Source organism: Gemmatimonadaceae bacterium, assembly GCA_020846935.1.
In the GTDB taxonomy this organism is placed as follows: domain Bacteria; phylum Gemmatimonadota; class Gemmatimonadetes; order Gemmatimonadales; family Gemmatimonadaceae; genus RBC101.
The window spans coordinates 682,962-704,230 of sequence record JADLCY010000001.1; the positions used below are offsets into that span (position 1 = coordinate 682,962).

Annotated in this window: 13 protein-coding genes; 8 read left to right on the forward strand and 5 right to left on the reverse strand. The window is 67.4% G+C overall.

Going from position 1 to position 21,269, the window contains the following annotated elements; all coding sequences use genetic code 11:
• The first annotated feature begins 16 nt into the window (after nt 1–16).
• The 5 genes from IT361_02855 to IT361_02875 all read left to right on the forward strand — a co-directional run bounded on the left by IT361_02855 (nt 17) and on the right by IT361_02875 (nt 7,227).
• Nucleotides 17–433 carry a hypothetical protein gene (locus IT361_02855; protein ID MCC6316606.1) on the forward strand — a complete coding sequence of 139 codons (417 nt, stop codon included), beginning with the start codon at nt 17–19 and terminating at the stop codon, nt 431–433.
• A 221-nt stretch (nt 434–654) separates the two neighbouring features.
• The gene (locus IT361_02860; GenBank protein MCC6316607.1) at nt 655–1,938 is read left to right on the forward strand and encodes a TolC family protein; all 1,284 of its coding nucleotides are present in this window, start codon (nt 655–657) and stop codon (nt 1,936–1,938) included.
• A complete protein-coding gene (locus IT361_02865) occupies nt 1,935–3,065 on the forward strand; it encodes an efflux RND transporter periplasmic adaptor subunit (protein ID MCC6316608.1) in 1,131 nt (376 codons plus the stop codon). Before IT361_02860 ends, IT361_02865 begins: the two co-directional genes overlap by 4 nt.
• A 2-nt stretch (nt 3,066–3,067) precedes the next feature.
• Nucleotides 3,068–6,253, forward strand: a complete 3,186-nt coding sequence (locus IT361_02870; protein ID MCC6316609.1) for an efflux RND transporter permease subunit — start codon at nt 3,068–3,070, stop codon at nt 6,251–6,253.
• A gap of 41 nt (nt 6,254–6,294) precedes the next feature.
• Nucleotides 6,295–7,227, forward strand: a complete 933-nt coding sequence (locus IT361_02875; GenBank protein ID MCC6316610.1) for an alpha/beta hydrolase — start codon at nt 6,295–6,297, stop codon at nt 7,225–7,227.
• A 110-nt stretch (nt 7,228–7,337) separates the two neighbouring features.
• Here the strand turns inward: IT361_02875 and IT361_02880 are convergent, their stop codons facing one another.
• From IT361_02880 to IT361_02890, 3 genes are all read right to left on the reverse strand, one after another.
• Nucleotides 7,338–7,946: a hypothetical protein gene (locus IT361_02880; protein MCC6316611.1), complete on the reverse strand. Its 609-nt coding sequence runs from the start codon at nt 7,944–7,946 to the stop codon at nt 7,338–7,340.
• 64 nt (nt 7,947–8,010) lie between these two features.
• Nucleotides 8,011–9,096 (reverse strand): hypothetical protein, encoded by a 1,086-nt coding sequence (locus IT361_02885; protein ID MCC6316612.1) that lies wholly within the window; start codon nt 9,094–9,096, stop codon nt 8,011–8,013.
• Between the two features lie 649 nt (nt 9,097–9,745).
• The gene (locus IT361_02890) at nt 9,746–11,860 is read right to left on the reverse strand and encodes a chloride channel protein (GenBank protein MCC6316613.1); all 2,115 of its coding nucleotides are present in this window, start codon (nt 11,858–11,860) and stop codon (nt 9,746–9,748) included.
• A 67-nt stretch (nt 11,861–11,927) separates the two neighbouring features.
• Between IT361_02890 and IT361_02895 the strand changes: the two genes are divergently transcribed.
• Entirely contained in the window at nt 11,928–13,772 is a 1,845-nt protein-coding gene (locus tag IT361_02895; GenBank protein MCC6316614.1) for a CocE/NonD family hydrolase, read from the forward strand.
• Between the two features lie 200 nt (nt 13,773–13,972).
• Here IT361_02895 and IT361_02900 read toward each other — a convergent pair whose 3' ends face one another.
• Entirely contained in the window at nt 13,973–19,414 is a 5,442-nt protein-coding gene (locus IT361_02900; GenBank protein ID MCC6316615.1) for a DEAD/DEAH box helicase, read from the reverse strand.
• A 205-nt stretch (nt 19,415–19,619) separates the two neighbouring features.
• Between IT361_02900 and IT361_02905 the strand changes: the two genes are divergently transcribed.
• Nucleotides 19,620–19,946 carry an XRE family transcriptional regulator gene (locus IT361_02905; GenBank protein MCC6316616.1) on the forward strand — a complete coding sequence of 109 codons (327 nt, stop codon included), beginning with the start codon at nt 19,620–19,622 and terminating at the stop codon, nt 19,944–19,946.
• 1 nt (nt 19,947) lies between these two features.
• The gene (locus IT361_02910) at nt 19,948–20,781 is read left to right on the forward strand and encodes an ImmA/IrrE family metallo-endopeptidase (GenBank protein MCC6316617.1); all 834 of its coding nucleotides are present in this window, start codon (nt 19,948–19,950) and stop codon (nt 20,779–20,781) included.
• Nucleotides 20,782–20,844: 63 nt separating this feature from the next.
• On the opposite strand, the gene IT361_02915 is transcribed toward IT361_02910, so the two are convergent.
• Nucleotides 20,845–21,198 (reverse strand): HigA family addiction module antidote protein, encoded by a 354-nt coding sequence (locus tag IT361_02915; protein MCC6316618.1) that lies wholly within the window; start codon nt 21,196–21,198, stop codon nt 20,845–20,847.
• Nucleotides 21,199–21,269: the final 71 nt, after the last annotated feature.

Sequence of the window (21,269 nt, forward strand, 5' to 3'; positions counted from 1 at the left end):
CGCATATCGTGCAGACATGATCCGCTCGTGCAGGTCGCAGCGACGGTGGTGGGGCCTGGCGCTCCTGTCGTCTCTCGTGCTCGGTGTGCCCGAGCACGCGATCGCTGACGTGCACGATGGAGACATGGGTCGCTCGGCGACGCCAGCCACCGTGGCGCCGGTCAGCGGTTCACACGGCTGCGCTGACGACCGCCTCCCACACGTCTCGGACCGCGAGACCGCGCTTGCACACGAGGCCGCCGAGCATGGTCTCCCGGCGTCGACCGGGCACACGCGTCACGTCTGTCACGATGGACACGGTCACGGCGTGACACTACCCGACGCGTCCTCTGAGGCCGCCCCACGCCTGCCGAACGTGGCGCCCGCCATCCACGTCGCGCATCGGCCACCGAGCCGAATTGGCGAGCCGGCGTTGCGCCCGCCGATCGCCTGAGCCGACCGCGGAGCGCTGCCCGATTTCGGGTGGCCCCGCGTTGTCGCCACGAACGTGGCGACCCCCAGACAACATCACGAGTCGAGCCCCGGTCCGGGAGCGCGCGGCACATCGGCCGCCGCTCCGGCCGGCCCGCAGCGTGCGCTGCCCGCTCGGCCACCGATCCATGGGAGTCGGTTGTGCCAGTCTCTGTCTGCCCTCGGCCACATGTTGGCCTCCGTTTGTTGCTGCTCTGCTGCGTCGCAGCGCCCCTGCGCGCACCCGCGCAGGGTGCGTCCGACAGCGACACACTCGTTCTCTCGGCGCGCGACGTCCGTCAGCGGGCCGCGAGCCGATCGCCTGATCTCCGCGCTGCCGTCCTGGCGATTGCTGCCGCCCGCGGCGATCTCCGACAGGCGCATCTCCTGTCCTTCAATCCCGAACTCCAGATGGTTTCACCGGGCACGGCTCCGGCCGGCCAGGGGAGCCCCATTGAGCTGTCGCTCATTCAGGAGCTGGAAATCGGAGGTCAGCGAGGCCTGCGCGTCGAAGCCGCGCAGCGCGGGCTCGCACGTACCTCGTTCGAGGTCCGGGATCGCGCGCGCCTCGTGATCGGTGAGGCGCTGCTGGCCTTCTTCCGCCTCGCGGCTGCCGAGGCCCGCCTCGACGTCGCCGAGCGCATGCTGCGGCTCAACGACGCACTGGCGGCCGCGGTTCGTACCCAGCTCGAAGAAGGCGAGATCAGCGCACTCGAGGCCACGCTCGCGACCGTAGAGGCCGGACGATCACATGCGCAGGTGCTCTCGGCGCGTCGCGAGGTGACCACACATGCCGCGTCGCTCGCACGCGCGCTCGGCGAAGCGCCAGCGCGGCCGTTCGCAGTGGTGATCGACTCCCTGCCTGGCGAGTCGAATGCACTCGATGAGCGCGGGTTGATCGAGGCAGCACTGAGGGATCGCCCGGACCTGAGCGCGGCACGCGAGGAGATCGCGCAGGCCGGCTCGCAGGCGCGGCTGGCCGCGCGCGACGCGCTCCCGAACCTGCGCCTGGGCGCCGTGGCAGAGCGCAACCGTGGCACCGGCGATCCGCGAGTCGGGCTCAGCGTCGGGATCGGCCTTCCGGTGTTCAATCGGCAGCAGGGCAACCGCGCTCGGTCTGACGCAGATGCTGAGCGCGCGCGCCGCGGTCGCGCGGCCACGGAGGTCGCCGTGCGCGCCGAGGTGACCGAAGCCGTGCGAGCGCTCACGCTTGCGCGCGAGGCTCGGCGTGTGTATGCGCGCGCCGCGCTCGCGCCGGCGCGCACAAACAGCGCGCTGCTGGACACCGCCCATCGCGCCGGGAAGATCACCCTTCCCACCCTGCTCCTGCTCCGCAACCAGTTGCTGGGGGCGGAGCTGGGCTACTGGGATACATGGCTGGCCGAACAGGAGGCCGGGGTAAGGCTCGACCTCGCGACGGGCGCGCTGACGCCCGGCGCCGACGACCTTGCACCGCTCGCCCGCGGCCAGCAGGAGACGGACCGATGAAGCGCCCGGTGTTGGTCGCCAGTTTCATGCTCCTCGGCTGCGGACCGTCCGCGTCGACCCGTGACACCGAAGGCAGCACGCCGACAGCACGCGACGTCGTGGTGCTCGACACGGCCGCGGTCAGGCTCGGCGGCATCGAAGTCGGCGTGGCCGATACGACGTCCACTCTGGCACTGTCGGTCACGGGGGCCATCACGTACGACGCCAACCGAGTGAGCCACGTGGGCTCGCGTACCGACGGGCGCGTGGTAGAGCTTGGCGTGGACCTTGGCTCGCGCGTCAGGCGGGGCCAGGTTCTGGTGGAGCTCGAGAGCCCCGAGGTCGGCCAGATCCGCGCCGATGAGCAGCAGGCCGAAGCGCTGGTGCGCATCGCGCGGGAGAACTTCGAGCGCGAGCGCCGGCTCGAGCAGCAGGGCATCACGAGCCGCAAGGAGTTGCTGGAGGCCGAGGCGGACCTTCGGCGCGCGGAGGCTGCCTTGCGCAGCGCCACCGACCGGCTGCGAGTGCTTGGGGCCGGGCACGGGGACGGCGGGCACTTCGACCTGTTCGCGCCTTTCGACGGCGTCGTCGTGACTCGCAACATGAGTCTGGGTCAGATGGCCAGTCCCACCGACACGCTCGTCACGATCGCGGATCTATCGCGTGTCTGGATCGAGCTGGACATTTTCGAACGCGACTTTGCGCGGGTGCGGCCCGGCCAGGCGGTGGCGGTCACGACGGCCGCATATGTCGACCGTCGCTTTCCCGGGCGCATCGTCTATGTGGCGGACGTCCTGGACCCTGCCAAGCGTACCGCGCGCGCACGTGTGGAGATACCGAACGGCGACGGTGCGCTCAAGCCGGGGATGTTCGCAACGGCGACCATCGCCGTGCCGGCCGGCGCGAATGCCGTGGTGGTCGTGCCTGACGACGCCGTGCAGGACGTGGAGGGCCAGCCTTCGGTGTTCGTTCCTGGCGACACGCCGGGCGAGTTTCGCGTCGTCCCCGTGGAAGTCGGCGACCGGCTGGTGGATCGACGGATCGTGGTGAGGTCGGGTCTCGTCGCCGGCGCGCGCGTCGTGGTGCGCGGCGCATTCGTCCTCCGGTCCGAGCTGGCCCGGGCAGAGCTTCAGTCCGGGGAGCACTAGGAATGCAGCGCCTCATTCAGTTCGTGCTGCAGCAGCGGCTTCTGATCCTCGGATTGACCGGCCTTCTGATCGCCGTCGGCACGTGGTCGGCCGTGCGGCTGCCGATCGATGCGGTGCCCGACGTGACCAACGTTCAGGTGCAGGTGAATACCAACGCCGGCGCGCTGTCGGCGGTGGAGGTTGAGCGCCAGGTCACGCTCCCGGTGGAGCTGGCGATGTTCGGACTCCCGAACCTCGAGGAGGTTCGGTCGATCTCCAAGTTCGGGCTGTCGCAGGTCACCATCGTGTTCGACGAAGGTACCGACATCTACTTTGCGCGGCAGCAGGTGCAGGAGCGCCTGCAGCAGGCGCGCGACCAGATCCCCGATGGCATCGGTACGCCGGAGATGGGGCCGATCTCGACCGGGCTGGGCGAAGTCTTTCAGTACGCCATCGAGCGCGACACGCCGGGCGATGACCCGACCGCGCTCCGGACCCTGCAGGACTGGGTCGTGGCACCTCAACTGCGCGCCGTGCGCGGCGTCGCCGAGGTCAACGCATTCGGTGGGTTCGAGAAGCAGTACCAGGTGCTGGTGCGACCCGAGGCCCTGGTGCAGTTCGGACTCACGCTGCGGGACGTGCTCGACGCGATCGCCGCCAACAACGAGAATGTCGGCGGCGGCTACGTGACCCGGGGGGCGGAGCAGATGGTGATCCGCGGCGTGGGTCAGGTGCAGGACCTCGCGCAGATCCGGAGCATCGTCGTTACGAGTCGCGGCGGCACCCCGGTGCTCGTGGGCGATATCTCCGACGTGGCGATCGGCTCCACCATCCGCCAGGGCGCGGTGACGATGGACGGCCGCGGCGAAGTCGTCACCGGCATCGTGATGATGCGCATGGGCACGAACGCGCGTACGGTCGTCGCGGCCACGCGTGCCCGCTTCGAGCAGGCGCAACGCACGCTGCCTGCCGGCGTCAGGCTGCGGGCCTTCTACGATCGCACCGACCTCGTCGACCGCACCATTGCCACCGTGCAGCGGAACCTCGTCGAGGGAGCGGTGCTCGTGATCGCGGTGCTGTTCCTGCTGTTGGGCAACCTGCGCGGTGCGCTCATCGTGGCGCTGGCGATCCCGCTGTCGATGCTCTTTGCTGTTTCGATGATGGTGAAGGCGGGCATCGCCGGGAGTCTCATGAGCCTCGGCGCCATCGACTTCGGGCTCGTGGTCGACGGTTCCGTGGTGATGGTCGAGAACTCGCTGCGCCGGCTCGGGCATCGCCGCAAGGACGAGTCCTTTCTCGCCACCGTGCGCGATGCATGTGCCGAGGTGGCACGGCCCATCCTCTTTGGCGTTGGCATCATCATCGTCGTCTACCTGCCCATCCTCACGCTGCAGGGTGTCGAGGGCAAGATGTTCCGGCCCATGGCGCTCACCGTCGTGTACGCGCTGATCGGGTCCCTGCTCCTCACCTTTCTGCTCACGCCGGTGCTCGTCTCCCTCGGCTTGCGCGCGCACGTCGAGGAGAGAGACGTCTGGTTCATGCGCGTGGCCCGACGCGCATATGAACCCGCGCTGCGCTGGACGCTGCGGAACGGTCGACGCGTACTGTTCGCCGCCGGGGCGGCCGTGGTTGCCGGTGGCGCCCTCGTCCCCCTGCTCGGATCGGAGTTCATTCCGCGGCTCGATGAAGGCTCGTTCGCCCTGCAGGTCATGCGACTGCCATCAGTCTCACTCGAGGAGTCCGTGCGGCAGACCACGCGCATCGAGCAGGTGCTCCGCACCAGCTTTCCCGACGAGGTGACGCACGTCGTCTCCAAGACCGGCCGCCCCGAGATCGCGACCGATCCCATGGGAGTGAACGTGAGCGACGTCCTCGTCATGCTCACTCCTCCCGATCGCTGGAAGGTGGCGCGCACCAAGGCGGAGCTCGAACAGGCGATGACTCGCGCGCTCTCGCGCATTCCCGGTGTTGTCGTGAGCTTCAGCCAGCCCATCGAGCTGCGGGTCAACGAGCTCATCGCCGGCGTGCGGAGCGACCTTGCCATCCGGATCTACGGCGATGACCTGGAGCAACTCACGCGATCCGCGAACCAGGTGGTGGCCGCGGTCTCGCGCGTCGAGGGCGCCACCGGCTTCAAGGCGCAGCAACTGGAGGGGTTGCCGCAGCTCCAGATCGCGGTGATCCCGGCGCAGCTCGCCCGATACGGCATCAATGCGCGAGACGTGATGACCGCGGTCGCGTCGCTGGGAGGGATCGAGGTCTCGCGGGTGCTCGAGGGTCAGCGGCGCTTTGCGCTCACCGTGCGCCTGCCTGACGCGGCGCGTCGCACCCCTGAAGCGATCGCGTCGCTGCTGATCACGGCACCCACCGGCGAGCGCGTCCCGCTCGGCACGCTTGCCCGCGTGGAGGAGGTGACCGGAACCGCCGAGATCAGCCACGAGAACGGATCACGCCTGATCATCGTCGAGGGGAATGTGCGTGGGCGGGACATCGGCTCCTTTGTGCGAGAGGCGCGCCAGTTGTTCGATGACAGGGTGATCACCCTGCCGACGGCCTATCGGGCGGAGTTCGGCGGGCAGTTCGAGAACCTCGAGCGCGCGACACGTCGGCTGGCGATCGTGGTACCGCTTTCGCTGCTGCTGATCTTCCTGCTCCTCTTTGCCGCGTTCAACTCCGTGCGGCAGGCGGCACTCGTCTTCACCGGCATCCCACTGGCCGCGGTGGGCGGCGTGGTTGCGCTCCTCGTGCGCGGCATGCCGTTCAGCATCTCGGCCGGCGTCGGGTTCATTGCACTGTTCGGTGTAGCCGTCCTGAACGGTGTGGTGATGGTGAGCTACATCAATGAACTGCGGCGACGAGGCGCGAGCCTGATCGGCGCGGTGCGGGAGGGCGGCCTGACGCGGCTGCGACCTGTGCTCATGACCGCCCTTGTGGCGAGCCTGGGCTTTGTGCCCATGGCGCTGGCCCGCGGCGCGGGCGCCGAGGTGCAGCGGCCGCTGGCCACGGTGGTGATCGGCGGGCTCATGACGTCGACCGTCCTCACGCTCCTCGTGTTGCCCCTGCTCTATGTGCTGGTCGAGCGACGGAAGGAGGGGAGCACGGTGCTGGTGGAGGCCATGACCGGTGAGTATCGCGCGATCGGGCCGGCGCCGGGCGCGAGCCGCCCTCCCGCGGAGCCGGCCATCGACGGGCCCTCGGCGGAACGTTAACGTTGGCGCCCTCGACTTCGGCCACTCCACTCCGCCTCCCAATGAGCCTGACACTCTCGCGACATCGCCGCCGGTGCATGCTCGCGCGCGGGTTGCTTGCCGCCGTTTGTGTCTTGACGTCGCGCGCGATCGAGGGACAGTCGGCCACGACGCCGGCGCAGCGCGAGATTCCCACGCCGCCGCCACTGCCCGGCGTCGTCGAGCGGTATGCGGATGTGCCAGGGGCGCGGCTGTTTTATCTCGATGGAGGCGGGAGTGGAGTTCCAGTGGTGTTCATGCACGCCGGCACCGGGAGCGTGCGCGTGTGGGAGCACCAGGTCGCGGCGTTCGCGGCAGCCGGCTTTCGTTTCATCGCGTACGATCGGCGTGGATACGGCCGGACGGCGGTGGACAGCGGCGGGCCCGTGGGCACCGCGGCCGGCGACCTCGAAGCGCTCATCCTGCACCTGGGCATCGATCGCTTTCACCTCGTGGGCACCGCGGCCGGCGGTGGCGTGTCGTTCGACTATGCATTGTCGTTTCCGCATCGACTTCGCAGCCTCACGGTGGCGAACAGCGTCGGCAACGTCAGCGATTCATCGTATCGGGCAACGCTCGACCGTATGCTGCCGTCGTCGTTCAGCGCGCTGCCGCCCGACCTTCGCGAGCTGGGGCCGTCCTATCGGGCCGCCAACGCGGAGGGCACCAGACGCTGGCTCGACCTCGAGCACTTCAGTCGTGCACCCGGCAGGCGGCCACCGGCCCAGCCGGCGAGGACGCGCGTGACCTTCGCCGCGCTCGAGTCGCTCGTACCGCCGACGTTGCTGATCACGGGCGACGCGGACCTCTACACGCCGCCGGCGCTGCTACGGCTGTTCATGCAGCGGATTCGGGGCGCGGAGTCGCTGATCGTGCCGGAGGTCGGGCATTCGACGTATTGGGAGCGGCCGGAGCTGTTCAACAGCACGGTGATCGCGTTCCTGCGGAAGCACTGAGGCGTTCGGCTCCGGTCGCAGGCGACTCGCATTGAGGTGTGCCCCGAAGGTAGCGAGAGAGGTGCGCGGACGCGGCTGTGTCGCCCGCACACCTATGTGGACGGATCACGTCAGAAGCGAATCCCGAATGTCAGTGGCAGCACGCGAAATCGCGTGTAGGGGTCCGCGTCGTCCCTCTGCGCAAACGGCTGATACAGCCTCGACTCGATGAAGAACACTCTGGAACCCGCTGCCCAGGACTGCCCGAGGCCCACGACTGCGCCCAGATCCACGTTGTTGATCTCATGCGTCATTGGTTCATCGGGGCAGACGCTCCCCGGGTTGCATTCGGCGTACCGCTCCGCGGTGCGAGCCGATACGAGTGCCGTGAGGCCAAGCGTGCCGTAGTATCCGTGGGTGGCATTCGCCTTTCCACCGCCGAATCCGTGCTCGATCCCCACGCTCGTGCCGAAGACCGCCCGACGCGATGTCGAGTAGCAGGAGCCCTGAACCACGAGCAGGCACGGATATAACCGCTGTGCGCCAAACACGTGCGACGACACGTCCGTGCGAAGCCACGTCCTGGAGCCATTGATGCGCAGTGCCAGGCTGCCCTCGAGGTGCACCCCGATCGTGTTCCCTTCGGCACCGTAGAAGAAGCTGGGCCCAGTCGCTATGCCGGCGCGCCGGGCGCGCAACGAATCCTGCTGCGCGAGAATCGCATGGCTGGGTAGGAGCAACGCCGCCAGGAACACGGATGTGAAGCATGTGAACCTCAGGGATACCCACCTCAGTTGCAGGCCACTAGTGGGCGGCCTGCGTGACGAGCATTGCGCGGCCATTGACCTGCCCTCCGTTGATGTAGAGAACGTGATTGGCGTCCGAGTACGACACGCCAACCGCGGACGCGTTTACGTAGGTTCCGAGGAAGTCATCGTTGGACCACAGGAACGTCAGGCTTGAGTAGGCTGTCCCCAGGAACGTCGCGGCTGCAAGAAGCGTCGGCCCAACGCCTGTCGCGGCACTCACCGCCGCATAGCCACCGGCTGCCGACGCTACCGCCGCGAAGCGCGCGGCAAGGTTGAAGTCTTCCTTCTTGATCTGACAGACGGTGTTGTCGTCCTCCCAGACCGACACGTTGAACCCGTTTGCCTGAATGGCATTGTATGCGTTGATCTGTGACTGATCGAACAGAAGGGACTCGCCGCTCCAGAATGCAGCGTCCTGGTTGAACCCACGTGGGAACCCGACGCGATCTCCTGAACATGCCAGGTCAGCTCCGTACTGCAGCGCGCTGCTCGATTGCGGCCCATGGATGTGGACTTCGATCTCCGGCGCTCCAAGAGTCCACGGCTCACCTTGGTCAACCAGCCTTTGAAACGTGATATAGAGGCCCGCAGGGAACGAGCCGCTCCCACCACCGCCACCACCGCACTCAGGGGTGTCGCATTCCAGTGCATAGGAAGAAAACCCGGGAGGCATCGCTGGATCCTCAATGGTCTGTCGCTGTGCGTCGCCGCGCGCCGCAAGGATCGAAGGCGGGAGAGCGCGCGTGAAGTCTGTTTCCACTGGGACAATGACGATCACGGGAGTCTGTGGGGGTGTCGACAGGTCAAGGGATACACGTCGCCCGTTCACATCCCATGCGATGGGCGCGTCCGTGTCCTCAAGTTGCGTCGCGACGATGACGTCCTTGTCACCGTCCCATGACTTCCGGTGAGCGGACACCGGCATGTAGAACTCCAGCCTGGGCAGTGCATTGAGCTCCGCCAGCATCGCTGCATCTGTCACACCGGCTCGCAGGGCCGCCGCTGAACGCAACGGAGCGCCAACGCCCCTGAGGAAGACATTGAGCTCGAGCTTGTATTCCCGTTGCGGCGCGTCCCGCATGCTTGTCTTTACCAGCTGCCGAATCGCATCGTCCTGCAGAGCCAGTGCGACTCTGCGGGCCAGTTCGCCCTGTCGCGCCTGCGTCGACGACTTGCCCTCTGACATGAGCGATGGGTAAGCATCAACCGCCAGCGCAGTCGGAGCGTCAATCGCGCACGCAGAGAGAGAGAGAGAGAGAGAGAGACGCCACCAGGTTCACCAGCCGCCCAGGGCAGGACTTTCCGAACGATGATCTCATACGTCTCCGTTCTTGAGAGTGAGGCGACGCACCCGCCGTGGCGTGGGCACCAAGGCTCCGGGTAGCGTCGCCGGCGAGGATGATAGTCGTGTGGCTGGCACGCCGGCTACGGCATCACTGCTGAGCTTGTTGTGGCCCCTAACTACCAACTGCGTCTGCCCGCGCGACGCACTGAGCCCGTCCCGTGATATTTCTCACGCCCACCAGTCGCGGCAGGAGTTCGCTTCATGGCGCGGGCCGCACTACCGGGCTCGGCCGTCTTTCCGCATACGACATCCAGGCGGTGCCAGGGTTGCGCGGTGTCTCGCGATGAGTGCCCGCTCCTCTCCAGGTCGGTAGAAGGGATCTGAATGCAACCCAACGGCGCTGTAGCGCGGTTCGCGATCGGGCGCAGTTGAGTCGTTGGCTCCCTCAGGTCCGGTTGAAGGGATCCGGAAACCGCCGCACCCGACGCGCCCGATGCGCAGCATCGAGCCGCGGCTGGTGCGCCGCCAACAGGTCACTCCGGGAAATGATCCCCTCGAGCTGCTGCGTCGCGTCCCGCTTCACGACCGGCAGTCGACCCACATGCGCCAGCACCATCTGATCGGCCGCGTCGCGGAGCGTGCTGTCTTCGAACACGACCACAGGGCGCCGAGTGATAACCTCGCGCACGAGGAGCGCGGCATCGGCAGGGGCGCGCTCGAGGTCGCGGCGCGTGACCACGCCCACGAGGTGACCGGCCGAGTCAAGCACGGGGAATCCCTGGTGCGTCGCCCCGCCGGCGCCCGACGCCAGCCATGCCCGGACGTCGGCAATGCGGTCCTCGGCGTTGAGCGTCACCACGTCGCGCGTGGCCACGTCCTTGACCTGCACCAGCGAGAGGTGGTCGGCTGCGTATTCGGGGCGAATGCTCATGCCGCGCCTGGCCAGCTTCTCGGTCATGATCGAGTGGCGGTTGATGAGCAGCGAGATGAGATACGCCGCCGTGCACCCGGCGAGCAGGGGCAGGAGTCCAACTGGCTGACGCGTCGTCTCGAAGGCAAACACCACCGATGCGAGCAGCGCGTGCGAGGCACCGGCGAACATCGCCGCCATGCCGACCAGCCCGGCCACACCGGCTTCCACGCCTAACGTGGGCCAGGTGGCGGCCACCACCGCACCCAGCCACGCGCCAATGCCGCCGCCGATAGTGAAGAGCGGCGCCAGGGTACCGCCCGAGGTGCCACTGCCGAGGTACACCGCCCAGGAGATGAACTTGAAGACCACGAGCGACAGCAGCAGCTGACCCGTGATGGTGCCGCTCAGCGCGCCGGTGATGTTGTCGTAGCCTACGCCCAGCGTGCGCGGCTCGATGACACCGGCAATGCCCACGACCACCGCGCCGAACGCCGGCCACCACATCCAGTGAATGCCCAGGCGATGGCCCGCGCGCTCGAACCCATCTTCGATACCGTAGGTCACCCGCGTGATGCTCGCCGCCAGGGCTCCGATGAGCATCCCGAGCAGGGCATACATCACCAGCGCAGAGCCGTGTGGCTGACCGAACTGCGTCACGCGGAAAATGGGGCCGGTGCCCTCGAACAAGGCCCGTACACCGGCTGCCACCACCGCGGCCAGCGTAACGGGGATGAGTGACCGCGGTCGGTATTCGAACAACAGCAGCTCGACGGCAAGGAGCACCGCGCTCACCGGCGTCCCGAACGTGGCGGTCATGCCCGCGGCTGCGCCTGCGGCGAGAAGGATCTTTCGCTCGTCGGCGGTGACGCGCAGGAACTGCCCGATGAGCGATCCCAACGCGCCACCCGTGGCGATGATCGGTCCCTCGGCGCCAAAGGGCCCGCCCGTCCCGATGGCCACGGCCGCCGAGAGCGGCTTGAGAAACAGCACCCTGGCGGGGATGCGGCTCTCCCCAACCAGCACCTTCTCCATCACCTCCGGAATCCCGTGACCGCGGATAGCCGCCGAGCCGTACCGGGCCATCACGCCCACGATGAGTGCACCGACGATCGGGACCAGCAGCAGCACCGCAGTGTTCGCGTGTCCACCACCCGGCGCTACCAGCTCTGTGCTCACTCGGCCATAGAAGACCAGGTTCGTCACGAACCCGATGAGCCGCGTGAGAAGTTGGGCGGCCAGCGTGGCGCCGACGGCCAGCACCACGCAGAGGACGGCGAGCAGCACCACACGCCGGTCGATGGGCTCGTATTCTCGCGGTGCCCGCACCGCCGCCGTCTCCGAAGAGGCGAGCGGCAGGCCCGGTGCGACGGGCAGCGCGCCCGCATCGCGCGCCGAGTCGGCGAGATGCTCACCGGTCGAGAATCTCGGATCCCGGGCTTCGTGGCCCGGATCGCCGGCCGTTGGGTGGTCGTTGGAAGCCAATGCCTGCGCGGTGCTCCTGGCTTGAGCCTGGTTTTGCGTGGTGGAGAGGGGGTGTCCTCTCGCCCCTGACAGGCAGTATAGCCGTGGCACCCGGCACCCGCAGCACGAATCCCGGGGAGAGAGTGCTGGCCAGCGGGCCTTGTCACTCGGCCCTTTGGCGCGCATGGTCCCGCGTGCCGGCGGCTCGGCAGAATCCAATCAGGTCACCAAGCGATCATCACCGGAGGGGTAGATGCACTGGCGAGCAGTGGCACCGCGGTTCGGTTTGTGTGCCGGCATCCTGGCGGCAGTCCCGGCGTTTGTCGCGGGGCAGCAGCCCGCGCAGCCGGAGCCCGCGATTCAGTCGTCGCGCTTCTGGGACGCGTCGAAGTTGTCGCAGCCCACGTACAAAGTCCGCACCGACTACAACGTCCGCATCCCCATGCGCGACGGCGTGAAGCTCTCGATCGACATCTACTACCCTGACGCACCGGGCAAGTACCCCACCCTCATCTGGCGCACCCCGTACAGCAACAACTCCGCGGGCGAGGTAACGCAGGGCAAGTGGTACGCCTCGCGCGGCTACGTGGTGGTCAAGGCCGACGTGCGCGGCAAGTACGACTCCGACGGCGAGCCGTACACCTACAAGTACGAAGCCAACGACGGCTACGACACCGACGAATGGATCGGCCGGCAGCCCTGGAGCAACGGCAAGATCGGGCTGATGGGCGGCTCGTACCTGGGCTACACCGAGATCACGCAGGCCATTCGCGGCAGCAAATACGTGAGCGCCATGTCGGCGTCGGTGACGACGTCGGACATCTACAACAACTGGGTCTACGTGGACGGCGCCTTCTTCTACGGCTTTGCGTTCCCGTGGGGCTCGGCATCGATGGACGGGCACGTCGGCCAGACCAGCAACCCCGACGACTGGCCCAAGGCGTACTGGAACCTGCCCATCGCCACGTCCGACTCCGCGGCGAGCCACGTGAACCAGCCGTATCGCGACTGGCTCAAGCACCCGCTGCGCAGCGATCCGTACTGGAAGGGTATCAGCTTCGAGGACGAGGTCCACAAGATCGCGATTCCGTACCTCACCGTGGACGGCTGGTACGATCTGTTCCTGCGCGGCGCGATCAGCGACCACATCGCCATCAAGTCCAAGGGTACGAGCGAACTCGGGCGCCGAGGCAAGCGCCTCATTCTTGGGCCCTGGTCGCACAGCACGGGTGTGCGGTATGTGAACCAGCCGCGGACCACCGATCGCGGCATCGACTTCGGCCCGGACGCGCAGCTCGATCCGCAGCTCATTTATCTGCGCTGGCAGGATCACTGGCTCAAGGGGATCGACAACGGCGTCGACAAGGATCCGCCGGTCACGATCTTCGTGATGGGCGAGAACAAGTGGCGCGACGAGCAGGAGTGGCCGCTCGCGCGCACGCAGTACACGAAGTACTACCTGGCGAGTGGCGGTCGCGCGAACACCTCGAGCGGCAACGGCACCTTGAGCACCGCGCTCCCCACCGGCGCGCCGACCGACACCTATGTGTACGACCCGGCCGATCCCGTGCCGACTGGCGGTGGCAACACCTGCTGCAGCTCGGTCCCGTCAGGCCCGTTCGACCAGCGCAAGATCGAGGAGCGCCCGGACGTGCTCGTGTTCACCACGCCCGTGCTCACCGAAGCCGTGGAAGTGACCGGACCGCTGCAGGCCAAACTGTTCGCTGCTACGTCGGCGAAGGACACGGACTGGACGGTGAAGCTCGTGGACGTGCACCCGGACGGCTACGCGCAGAACATCCAGGACGGCATCATTCGCGCGCGTTACAACGGCACCATCGGCAGGTCGGCGAAGCTCGTCGAGCCGGGCAAGATCGTCGAGTACACGGTCGACATGTGGGCGACGAGCAACGTATTCCTGCCCGGGCATCGCATCCGGGTCGAAGTCTCGAGCAGCAACTTTCCGCGGTTCGACCGCAACCTCAACACGGGTGAGAATCCGGCCACCGGCACGCGCATGGAGAAGGCCACGCAGACCATCCATCACTCGACGCAGTACCCATCGCACGTGATCCTGCCGATCATTCCGCGACGATAGAGCCCCTCAAGCACAGCGCCCTCGGCGGACCATGATCCGCCGAGGGCGCTGTCGTTTGTCCCGCGATGCGCTCGGGCACGTGGAGCACTGTCACGACGAGGGACGCCACGCACCATCCTTGCCAGGTCGGCCACAGATCGGCACGCGGCGCGCTTCCAGACAGAACATGGCGAAGACAGCCGCGCGTCCGAGGCCACTCGCTACAGGGGCTCACCTCCCTCCCGGAACCACCCCGAGCCGTCGCGCAGGCGCTCCGCACGCTCCCGACCCAACATGATTCTTCCCATGCGGTAGAAATGTCGGACCATCGCTTCACGATCGGTCAGTTGCCCGACTGGGACTTCGATCACTTCATAGCCGCGGTGCCTCAGCTCTTCCCGAATCTCGCGATCCCGGCGCTGAGTCGCCGGATCGCCGTGCAGGGCGCGACTCATGCCATCGAGGTAGATGCAGATGCCGTCGAGGCGCCCGGACGGATCCTCATAGAAGAAGTCGGGCGTCGTCGTACCCAACGGCAGCCCGAGGGGAATCGCGCGCTGTGCCTCGGGTGTCGCGAATCCTGCGCGCTGGAGCAGCGCACGAAGCGTTTGTTCGGCGTTGTTCACCGGCTGTGGGCCGCCCCCATCAGCAGGCAGTGCGGGCGGCACTTCGTGCGTGGCAACGAGCCTGTCGCCCCAGGCGCGAAGCCGGTCCGCCGCCACGTGCCGATTGAGCGACGGGTGGTAGAAGGCGTTCCGGAACGTCTGGAGGCAATCGACGCACGAACGCTCACACGCCGAGGGGCACGTGTCCACGACGGCGAGGGCCGCGCCAACGACCTCGCCCCAGCGATCGACCATCTGCTGCAGGAGCCCTGAACCTCCGGGCATTGGGTCGTAGAGCAGCAGGTCCACCTGTTCCGAGCCGGCGCGGCCGATTGGCAGAACCTGGAGGTCCTCCATCTCCATCTCGAGGATCTCGGTGGCGCCGTGTCGAAGGGCCTCTGCGACGCTGTAGGCCTCCTCACGATCGCTGCACCCACGGATGGTGAGCGCGTCGGCAACCACGTCCGCATAGAACCCGACGTTCGCCACGGCGCGTCCGCACCGGTCGCGGTGGTCGATGGTGAACTGGTTCAGGTCAGCGGATGAAGCGAGTGGCGACCGGCTCTGCCCACAGACCGTACACAGCGGGTAGCCAAGGACGCCTGTGGTCCTCACCAGCTGGGCAGCGCCCACGTTGACCAGACGGAGATGTACCGACGCGCGCAGGGACAGGTCCTTCTCGCCCCACTGAAAGGCGCGACCTCCGCCGTGGCGCGCCTGTTCATCGCCGAACACCGACACGGCGAGCTGAAAGCGATGGTCCTCGTCGTCGCTGATGTGTGCCTGGTGCGGCAGGTCCACGTCACAGATCGGCAGCGCGGCAAGAAGCGACGTCCCGAGTCCACCACCCTGGCCCCCCTGCGGACCTGCCTCGACCACGGCTTCGCGGGAGATATCGACCTGAAAGGCGATCGGTGCCGTGGCTTCGAGCTGAAAGAACCGCGGGAAGAACCGATGGCCGTTCGCGTAGATCAGGTTTCCAGGCACGTACTCCCGCAGCGCGAGCGGGAGCGGGCGCCGCACTTCCCAGTCTCGCAGGTCGCTCCCGTAGCGCGGGGCCTGGTGCAGTCCCACGACTCCGCCGGTGTCGAGTCCGTAGCCGGGCAAAAAGCCTTCGGCAGAGAGCACGGCGTACGTGTTGGTGTCGTCGAAACCCTCGGCCTCGCGTCGCTGCCGGCGCTGGACGCCCTTGAGCTTCTTGACCAGCCGATCGCAGCGGGCCATCAGCGCGTCTTCGTCGGCGTCGAGGGTGCCCCGCTGCCGGCGCGCGTCTTCGAGACGGTGCATCTGGTCGAGCGCCCACTGAAGGCGACGCGACAGCCGGGCGATGACGCGCCCGAGGTTGTCGATCATTCCGGACACCGTCGCCTCGAGCCGTTCGGGGCGCACCACGTCGATGTCGCCCGCGGGCCATCCCTGCTGGAACACGTCCCCGATGTGCGCGAGGATGGCCGCGCGATGTACCGACACGGCCGTGGCGAGCGGGGTGAGATCGAACGCGGTCGAGCGCACCATGCCCGCGTCGTCGAACAGGTACTGCTTGATCTGCACGGGGAAGCACGTACCGAGCGCGTCCTCCAGGTCCGCACGTGCAGCACTCGCCATGGAGCTGCCCGGACGCGCCAGCTTGAACAGTACCGTGAGCACGGCGGCATGCACGTGCTTCTGCACCATGAGCTCGTTGCGCAGGTTGAAGCGCGGCGGAGTGATCAGGCCTTCGAGGAGCTTGAGGGGTTCGTTGAAGTAAGCGCGATCGTGACTCGCGGTGCGTGCGTAGGTGACGTTCACCGCCATGCGATGACGCCGGCCCGCTCGCCCGGCCCGCTGCCAATAGTTGGCCGGCAGGGGCGGCACGTTGCGCATCAGCACGGAATCGAGCGCGCCAATGTCGACGCCAAGTTCGAGCGTCGGCGTGCACACCAGCGTGTTCACGACCTCCTGCTCGCCCTTGAACGCGCGCTCGATCAACTCGCGATCGTCGGCGGGAATCTGCGCCGAGTGCTCGCGTGCACGCAGCATGGCAAAGTTCTGGTCCAGCACCATCAGGTCGTAGTCGTCCGCGTTTTCGGCGACGCCAAACAGTGTGCCGTTGCAGCGCCAGGCCGGACACGCCATGTGGGGTGTGGCGCGATTGTGCGTGCGCCGGCACGTGTCGCAGCGATACGCGCCACGGTTGGCGTGCAGCCGGAGCCTGTCGGCGTCCACCTGGCGCACGCCCGCGCATCGCGGAAGCGCCTTGCCACGCGCGCCCGTGAGCGTGATCGGCGTGAGCAGGGCGAGGTCGGCGGCGAGGAGATGCCACAACTCGTCAAAGAACTCCTGCGCGCGACCCTGCGGCACACCAAAGCGCGCGACGAGCTGCATCGCCAGCGTCTGCCCTCGGTCGCTGAGCCATTGCTCCACGCGGCCGTCGTCGTCATCGGCGTCGCGTCGCACCTTGAGCCCCTTGGGGACACCGGGCATGAGGGGCAGGTAGCCCCGCTGGATCTCCGGGTCGCCGTCGTTCCAGAACTTCGAGAAGATCCTGCCATCGCGGTCGAGCAGGACGCCGCGCCGACGCACGATGTCGAGCAGCGTGGCAATGCCACCAACAAGTTCGGTCGACGACGTCTGGAGCACGGGGGCCCACTTCGTGATGAAGTCCAGCCCGGGCGTGAGGCCAGAATATTCGACCACCAAGCGGCCCCATGGTTCGAGGCCGATGCGCTGCCGCGGACTTGTCACCAGCTCGCGCAAGACCTGGATGCGAAGGAATCGCTTGCGCTCCTCGCCATGTCGCCTGCCCTCGGCCTCCTTCCGGTGCACCCGCCACACCTCGGGCACAAGCGATCGCGACAAGTCGTCATCGCGCTCGAGCAGGTCGTCGAGGTGCGCCGTGAGGTCGCCGACGGACGACGCCGAGCGGCTCAGCTGTTCGAACATCAGCGCTCGCAAGCGATACCGCCGGGCGTGGTCGCGCATCCATCCCGCCTGGAACGCGGCCTCCTGCCGGTTGTCGGCAAACACGAGAAGTCTGCGACGCTCCGCGTGATGGAGCATATTCTGCGCGAGCACGTGCACGTCTGAGACGGTGACGGCGCGAACCGGGCGCGCCGGTTCGCGGTACACACCGACGCGCTGCCGGCCGATGGCACCACAGCCGACGCACGACGTCAGGTACCCGGGGTTCGCCACTTTCTGCCTGACGGCGGTCAATGGAACGAGATCGCTGTTCCGACCACAACCGTCGCATCGCTCCCTGGCGGTTGGATGCAGCGCACCGCAGGTGCGACAGAGGAACAGGACCGCGCCCCAGGCAGGCTGATTTCCCCCGGCGCCCGCGCCGCCCCCAGCAGCATCTTCATCTTCATCGATGACTCGGCGGTCGACGAGCAGCAGTCGTCGCCCTCCCTGTGCCGCATCGAGGGCACGCCAGACTCTGCCGCCCTCCACGGCCGTGCCCCCGCCGGGAACGCGATCGGTGAAGTCAAAGTCCTCGACGTGATGCACGAAGTAGTGCTGCCCGCACGTGGTGCAGCTGAGCACCGGCAGCCGCAGCGCTTCCCGATCTGCCTCCTGCGCGTCTTCGGCCGACAACCACAATTGCGGTTCGACCTGAGTTGATGGGAACGTCACCACGGCGCCAGCGACGCCACGAACGAAGGCATGAACCACGGGCCGCAACAACGGGCGACCATTCTTGCGCGAGACGGCGCCGAGGGCGAGCCAGGAGAGGATCTCCTCTTCGGTGACGCTGCGCCCCACCGCCTCAGTGATGGCGCCGACCAGCTCACTCAAAGCCTTGGGCGCCTCGAGCAGCTCGGCCGCCCGGTACGCGATCTCGTTGCTCGCGAGCAGGTCGTACAGGCTCGATTGCCAGGACGCGCGATCGAGCGACGCGCCGCTCATCGACTCCACCAGGGTGGCGAGCGCCTCGACGTTCTCCGGCGGCGCACCATCGTTCTCCACGCCCGCGACGGCTTCAAGCGCGGCGCTCAATTGCTCGCCGGGCGCGCGTGCGGGGACGGGTGGAACGACTCGTGAGGCGGCCCAGATGTCAGGCTGATACTCCTCCCCAACGAGCGTCACGGAGGCATCGGGCACGCCGAAGAACCTGGCGGCAAACTCGCGCCCGGCGTGCGGCCCTCGCACAGGATCGGCGATGGTGGCGGAGGTGGCGACACAAACGGTTTCCGCAGGCGACTTGCCGCAGTATGCACGCAGCCGGCGAATGAGCGTGGCGGTTTCCGCTCCGGCGGCTCCACCGAAGGTGTGCGCTTCGTCGAATACGATGAACTCCAGTTGCGCCCGATCGAACAACTCAACGTCCTTGTGGCGCGTGAGGAGCAGTTCGAGCTGCTTGACGTTGGTGAGCAGGATGCGCGGCTGCTTTCCCGGTGTGCGCATCTCTTCCCGCGACACACGCTCCTCCGGCGGGTGCACGGCATGGGCATGTCGCCCGGAGCGCGCACGCTCGACGGCCCGGCGGTAGTCCGCCTGCGACGCGCCCTCCCGGAGGCGCTCCCCGGGCACGTCGGCGGTGCGATCGGGCGTCTTGCCGATGTACATGCCGAACGTGACGCCACTTCCCGCGAGCAGCGCCCGCAAGCGGTCGAGCTGGTCCTCGGCCAGCGCGTTCATGGGATAGACGAGCACGGCGACGATGCCCGGTGGCGCATCGTCGTCGCGGAGGGCCAGGCAGCGGCTGATGATGGGGTACAGGAACGCTTCAGTCTTGCCGGAGCCCGTACCGGTGGACACCAGGGTGGCGTGCCCCTGCACGATCGATCGGATCGCGCTCTCCTGGTGCCCGTAGACGTTCGGGTACGGCGAGACGTTGGCGAGGTGCGGGTGCAGTACACCGTCGCGCACCAGGTCGGCCACGGACGCTCCACGCCGGAATGAGCGACTCAGGCTGACGTAGGGCCCCTTGAGCAGCGGAGTGGCGCGCGTTTCCTCGAGGCTGAGGAGCCGACGCAGCTGAGCGTGCAGTCGGTCGTCGGCAAATGGGTACGTGGTGAGCTGGTAGCGAAGAAAGTCGCCGACTACGCGCTCGGTGTACGTGATCGGGTTGAGCATGGGTCGTGAGGTTCGGTCCGCCGCGTGTACGCTCTCCGCTGCTTCGCCATCGATGGCGCCGTGCCGCACACCGCCATCGAGAGCGCGCAATCTTGCAAGCTACGTCGAATCGTGATAGGCTGTATCACAGCAGTCGGGAGAACACTAGGACGATTAGTGATGGGTGTCAAGACTCGGGCGACCTATCAGGCACGGAGGTATCACCATGGACATTGGCAAGCGAATCGGCGAGATCCGGGGCCAAGTCGGCCTGAGCCAGTCTGGCCTCGCGCGCGCCGTCGGGACGTCGCAGTCGGCGATTTCGCAGATCGAAGCGGGGGAGCGGAACCCGTCCTTCGACATGCTGCGCCAGATCGCCAGGGCGCTCAACGTGTCGGTTGCACACCTCGTCGGCGGCGAAGTCGAGTCGCTCACGCCCGGAGAGCTGGCGCACTTCCGCAACTACCGCGGACTCTCGGACGAGGCGAAGAAGGAACTGGAGGACTTCGCCGCATACCTTCGGCAGAAGCAGAGCCGCAAGAGCGCGAAGTAGCGTGCCGCGGCGGCCGGGGGTGGGAGCGAACGGTCAGGAACGGAACGGACGGCGCGTCGCGCAGCTCTTCCGGCAGGCGCGCGGCCTCCTGGACGTGCGCTGCTGCAACCTCGAAGCGATCCTGGCCGAGGATGACATCGACCTCGAGACGTCGAAGGTCGAGCATCCGGGGCACGCGGGGTGCCTGGTGCGGACGAGTGGTAGTAGCGGCATCATGGTCCCGAGTGACCAGGTGGGCGGCCGGCGCCGCTTCACCATCGCGCACGAACTCGGGCATTTTCACATCCCGTCGCACAAGGATGTCAACGGCTGGTGCACGGACTCTGACCTCCGCGCGTGGGAGGGTGGCCCTCAGCTGCTCGAATGGGAAGCGAACGACTTTGCGAGCGAGCTGCTCATGCCGGCGCGGCTCTTTGGCGAAGACGTGGACGCGCGCGCGATTTCGGTGGCCTCGGCGAAGGACCTGGCAAGCGCAGCGTGGTACGACGTGTCGATACTCGCAGCGGCGCTGCGCATGGTCCACACCACGCGCCAGGCCGCGGCGCTCGTGGTGAGTGCGAATGGCCGCGTGAGCTGGACGGCTCGATCCAGCGGCTTCAAGCTCTATCTGCCGGGGAAAACAGACCGTTTGCACAGCGACACGCTCGCGTCGGCGGGGTACCGGTCCGACGAGTTCTCGGATGCGCCGTTGGCCGTGCCCCTCGCGTCATGGCTCGCACACGCGCGGCAAATGCGCGGTGAGCTGCTTGAGAGCACGTACCGGATCGACCGGCTGGAGCAGGTTGTTTCGCTACTCTGGCACGTCGATGGTGACGGCGAGGCGAGCGACGGCTGATTCCGCGGAGGAACAGCGCTTACCCGTGATCGCGAGCCGCACCAGCTCGAACGCGTTCCTCAGTCAGGTTTCGGAGCCACGGCGTGATGCCTTCCAGCCTTGCAGCGTAGGAAGCGCGTGGATCTCCCTGCCCTTGCGTCGATGAGCGACCCGCAGATCGTGCAGGTTCCGAAGGTTGAGCCAGAACTCGGCGCTGGTGCCGAAGAAGCGGCCGAGGCGGAGGGCGGTGTCTCCTGTGATCGCGCGCGTTCCCTTGAGAACGCGGGTGATGCGGTTGGGGGGAACGGCGAGCTGACGCGCGAGCTCGGCAGCACTCATTCCGATGGCTTCGAGCTCTTCCGCGAGGTGCGCTCCGGGGTGGATCGGTGCGAGTGTTACGTTGCAGTCGGCCTCGGTCGGCTCCTGGTGCGCGGCTATCGGGTCGAGCACCGTCTCGTTACCGAGATGCTTGGACGGCCGCACGGACAGGCGCGGACCCTGACTCCCTG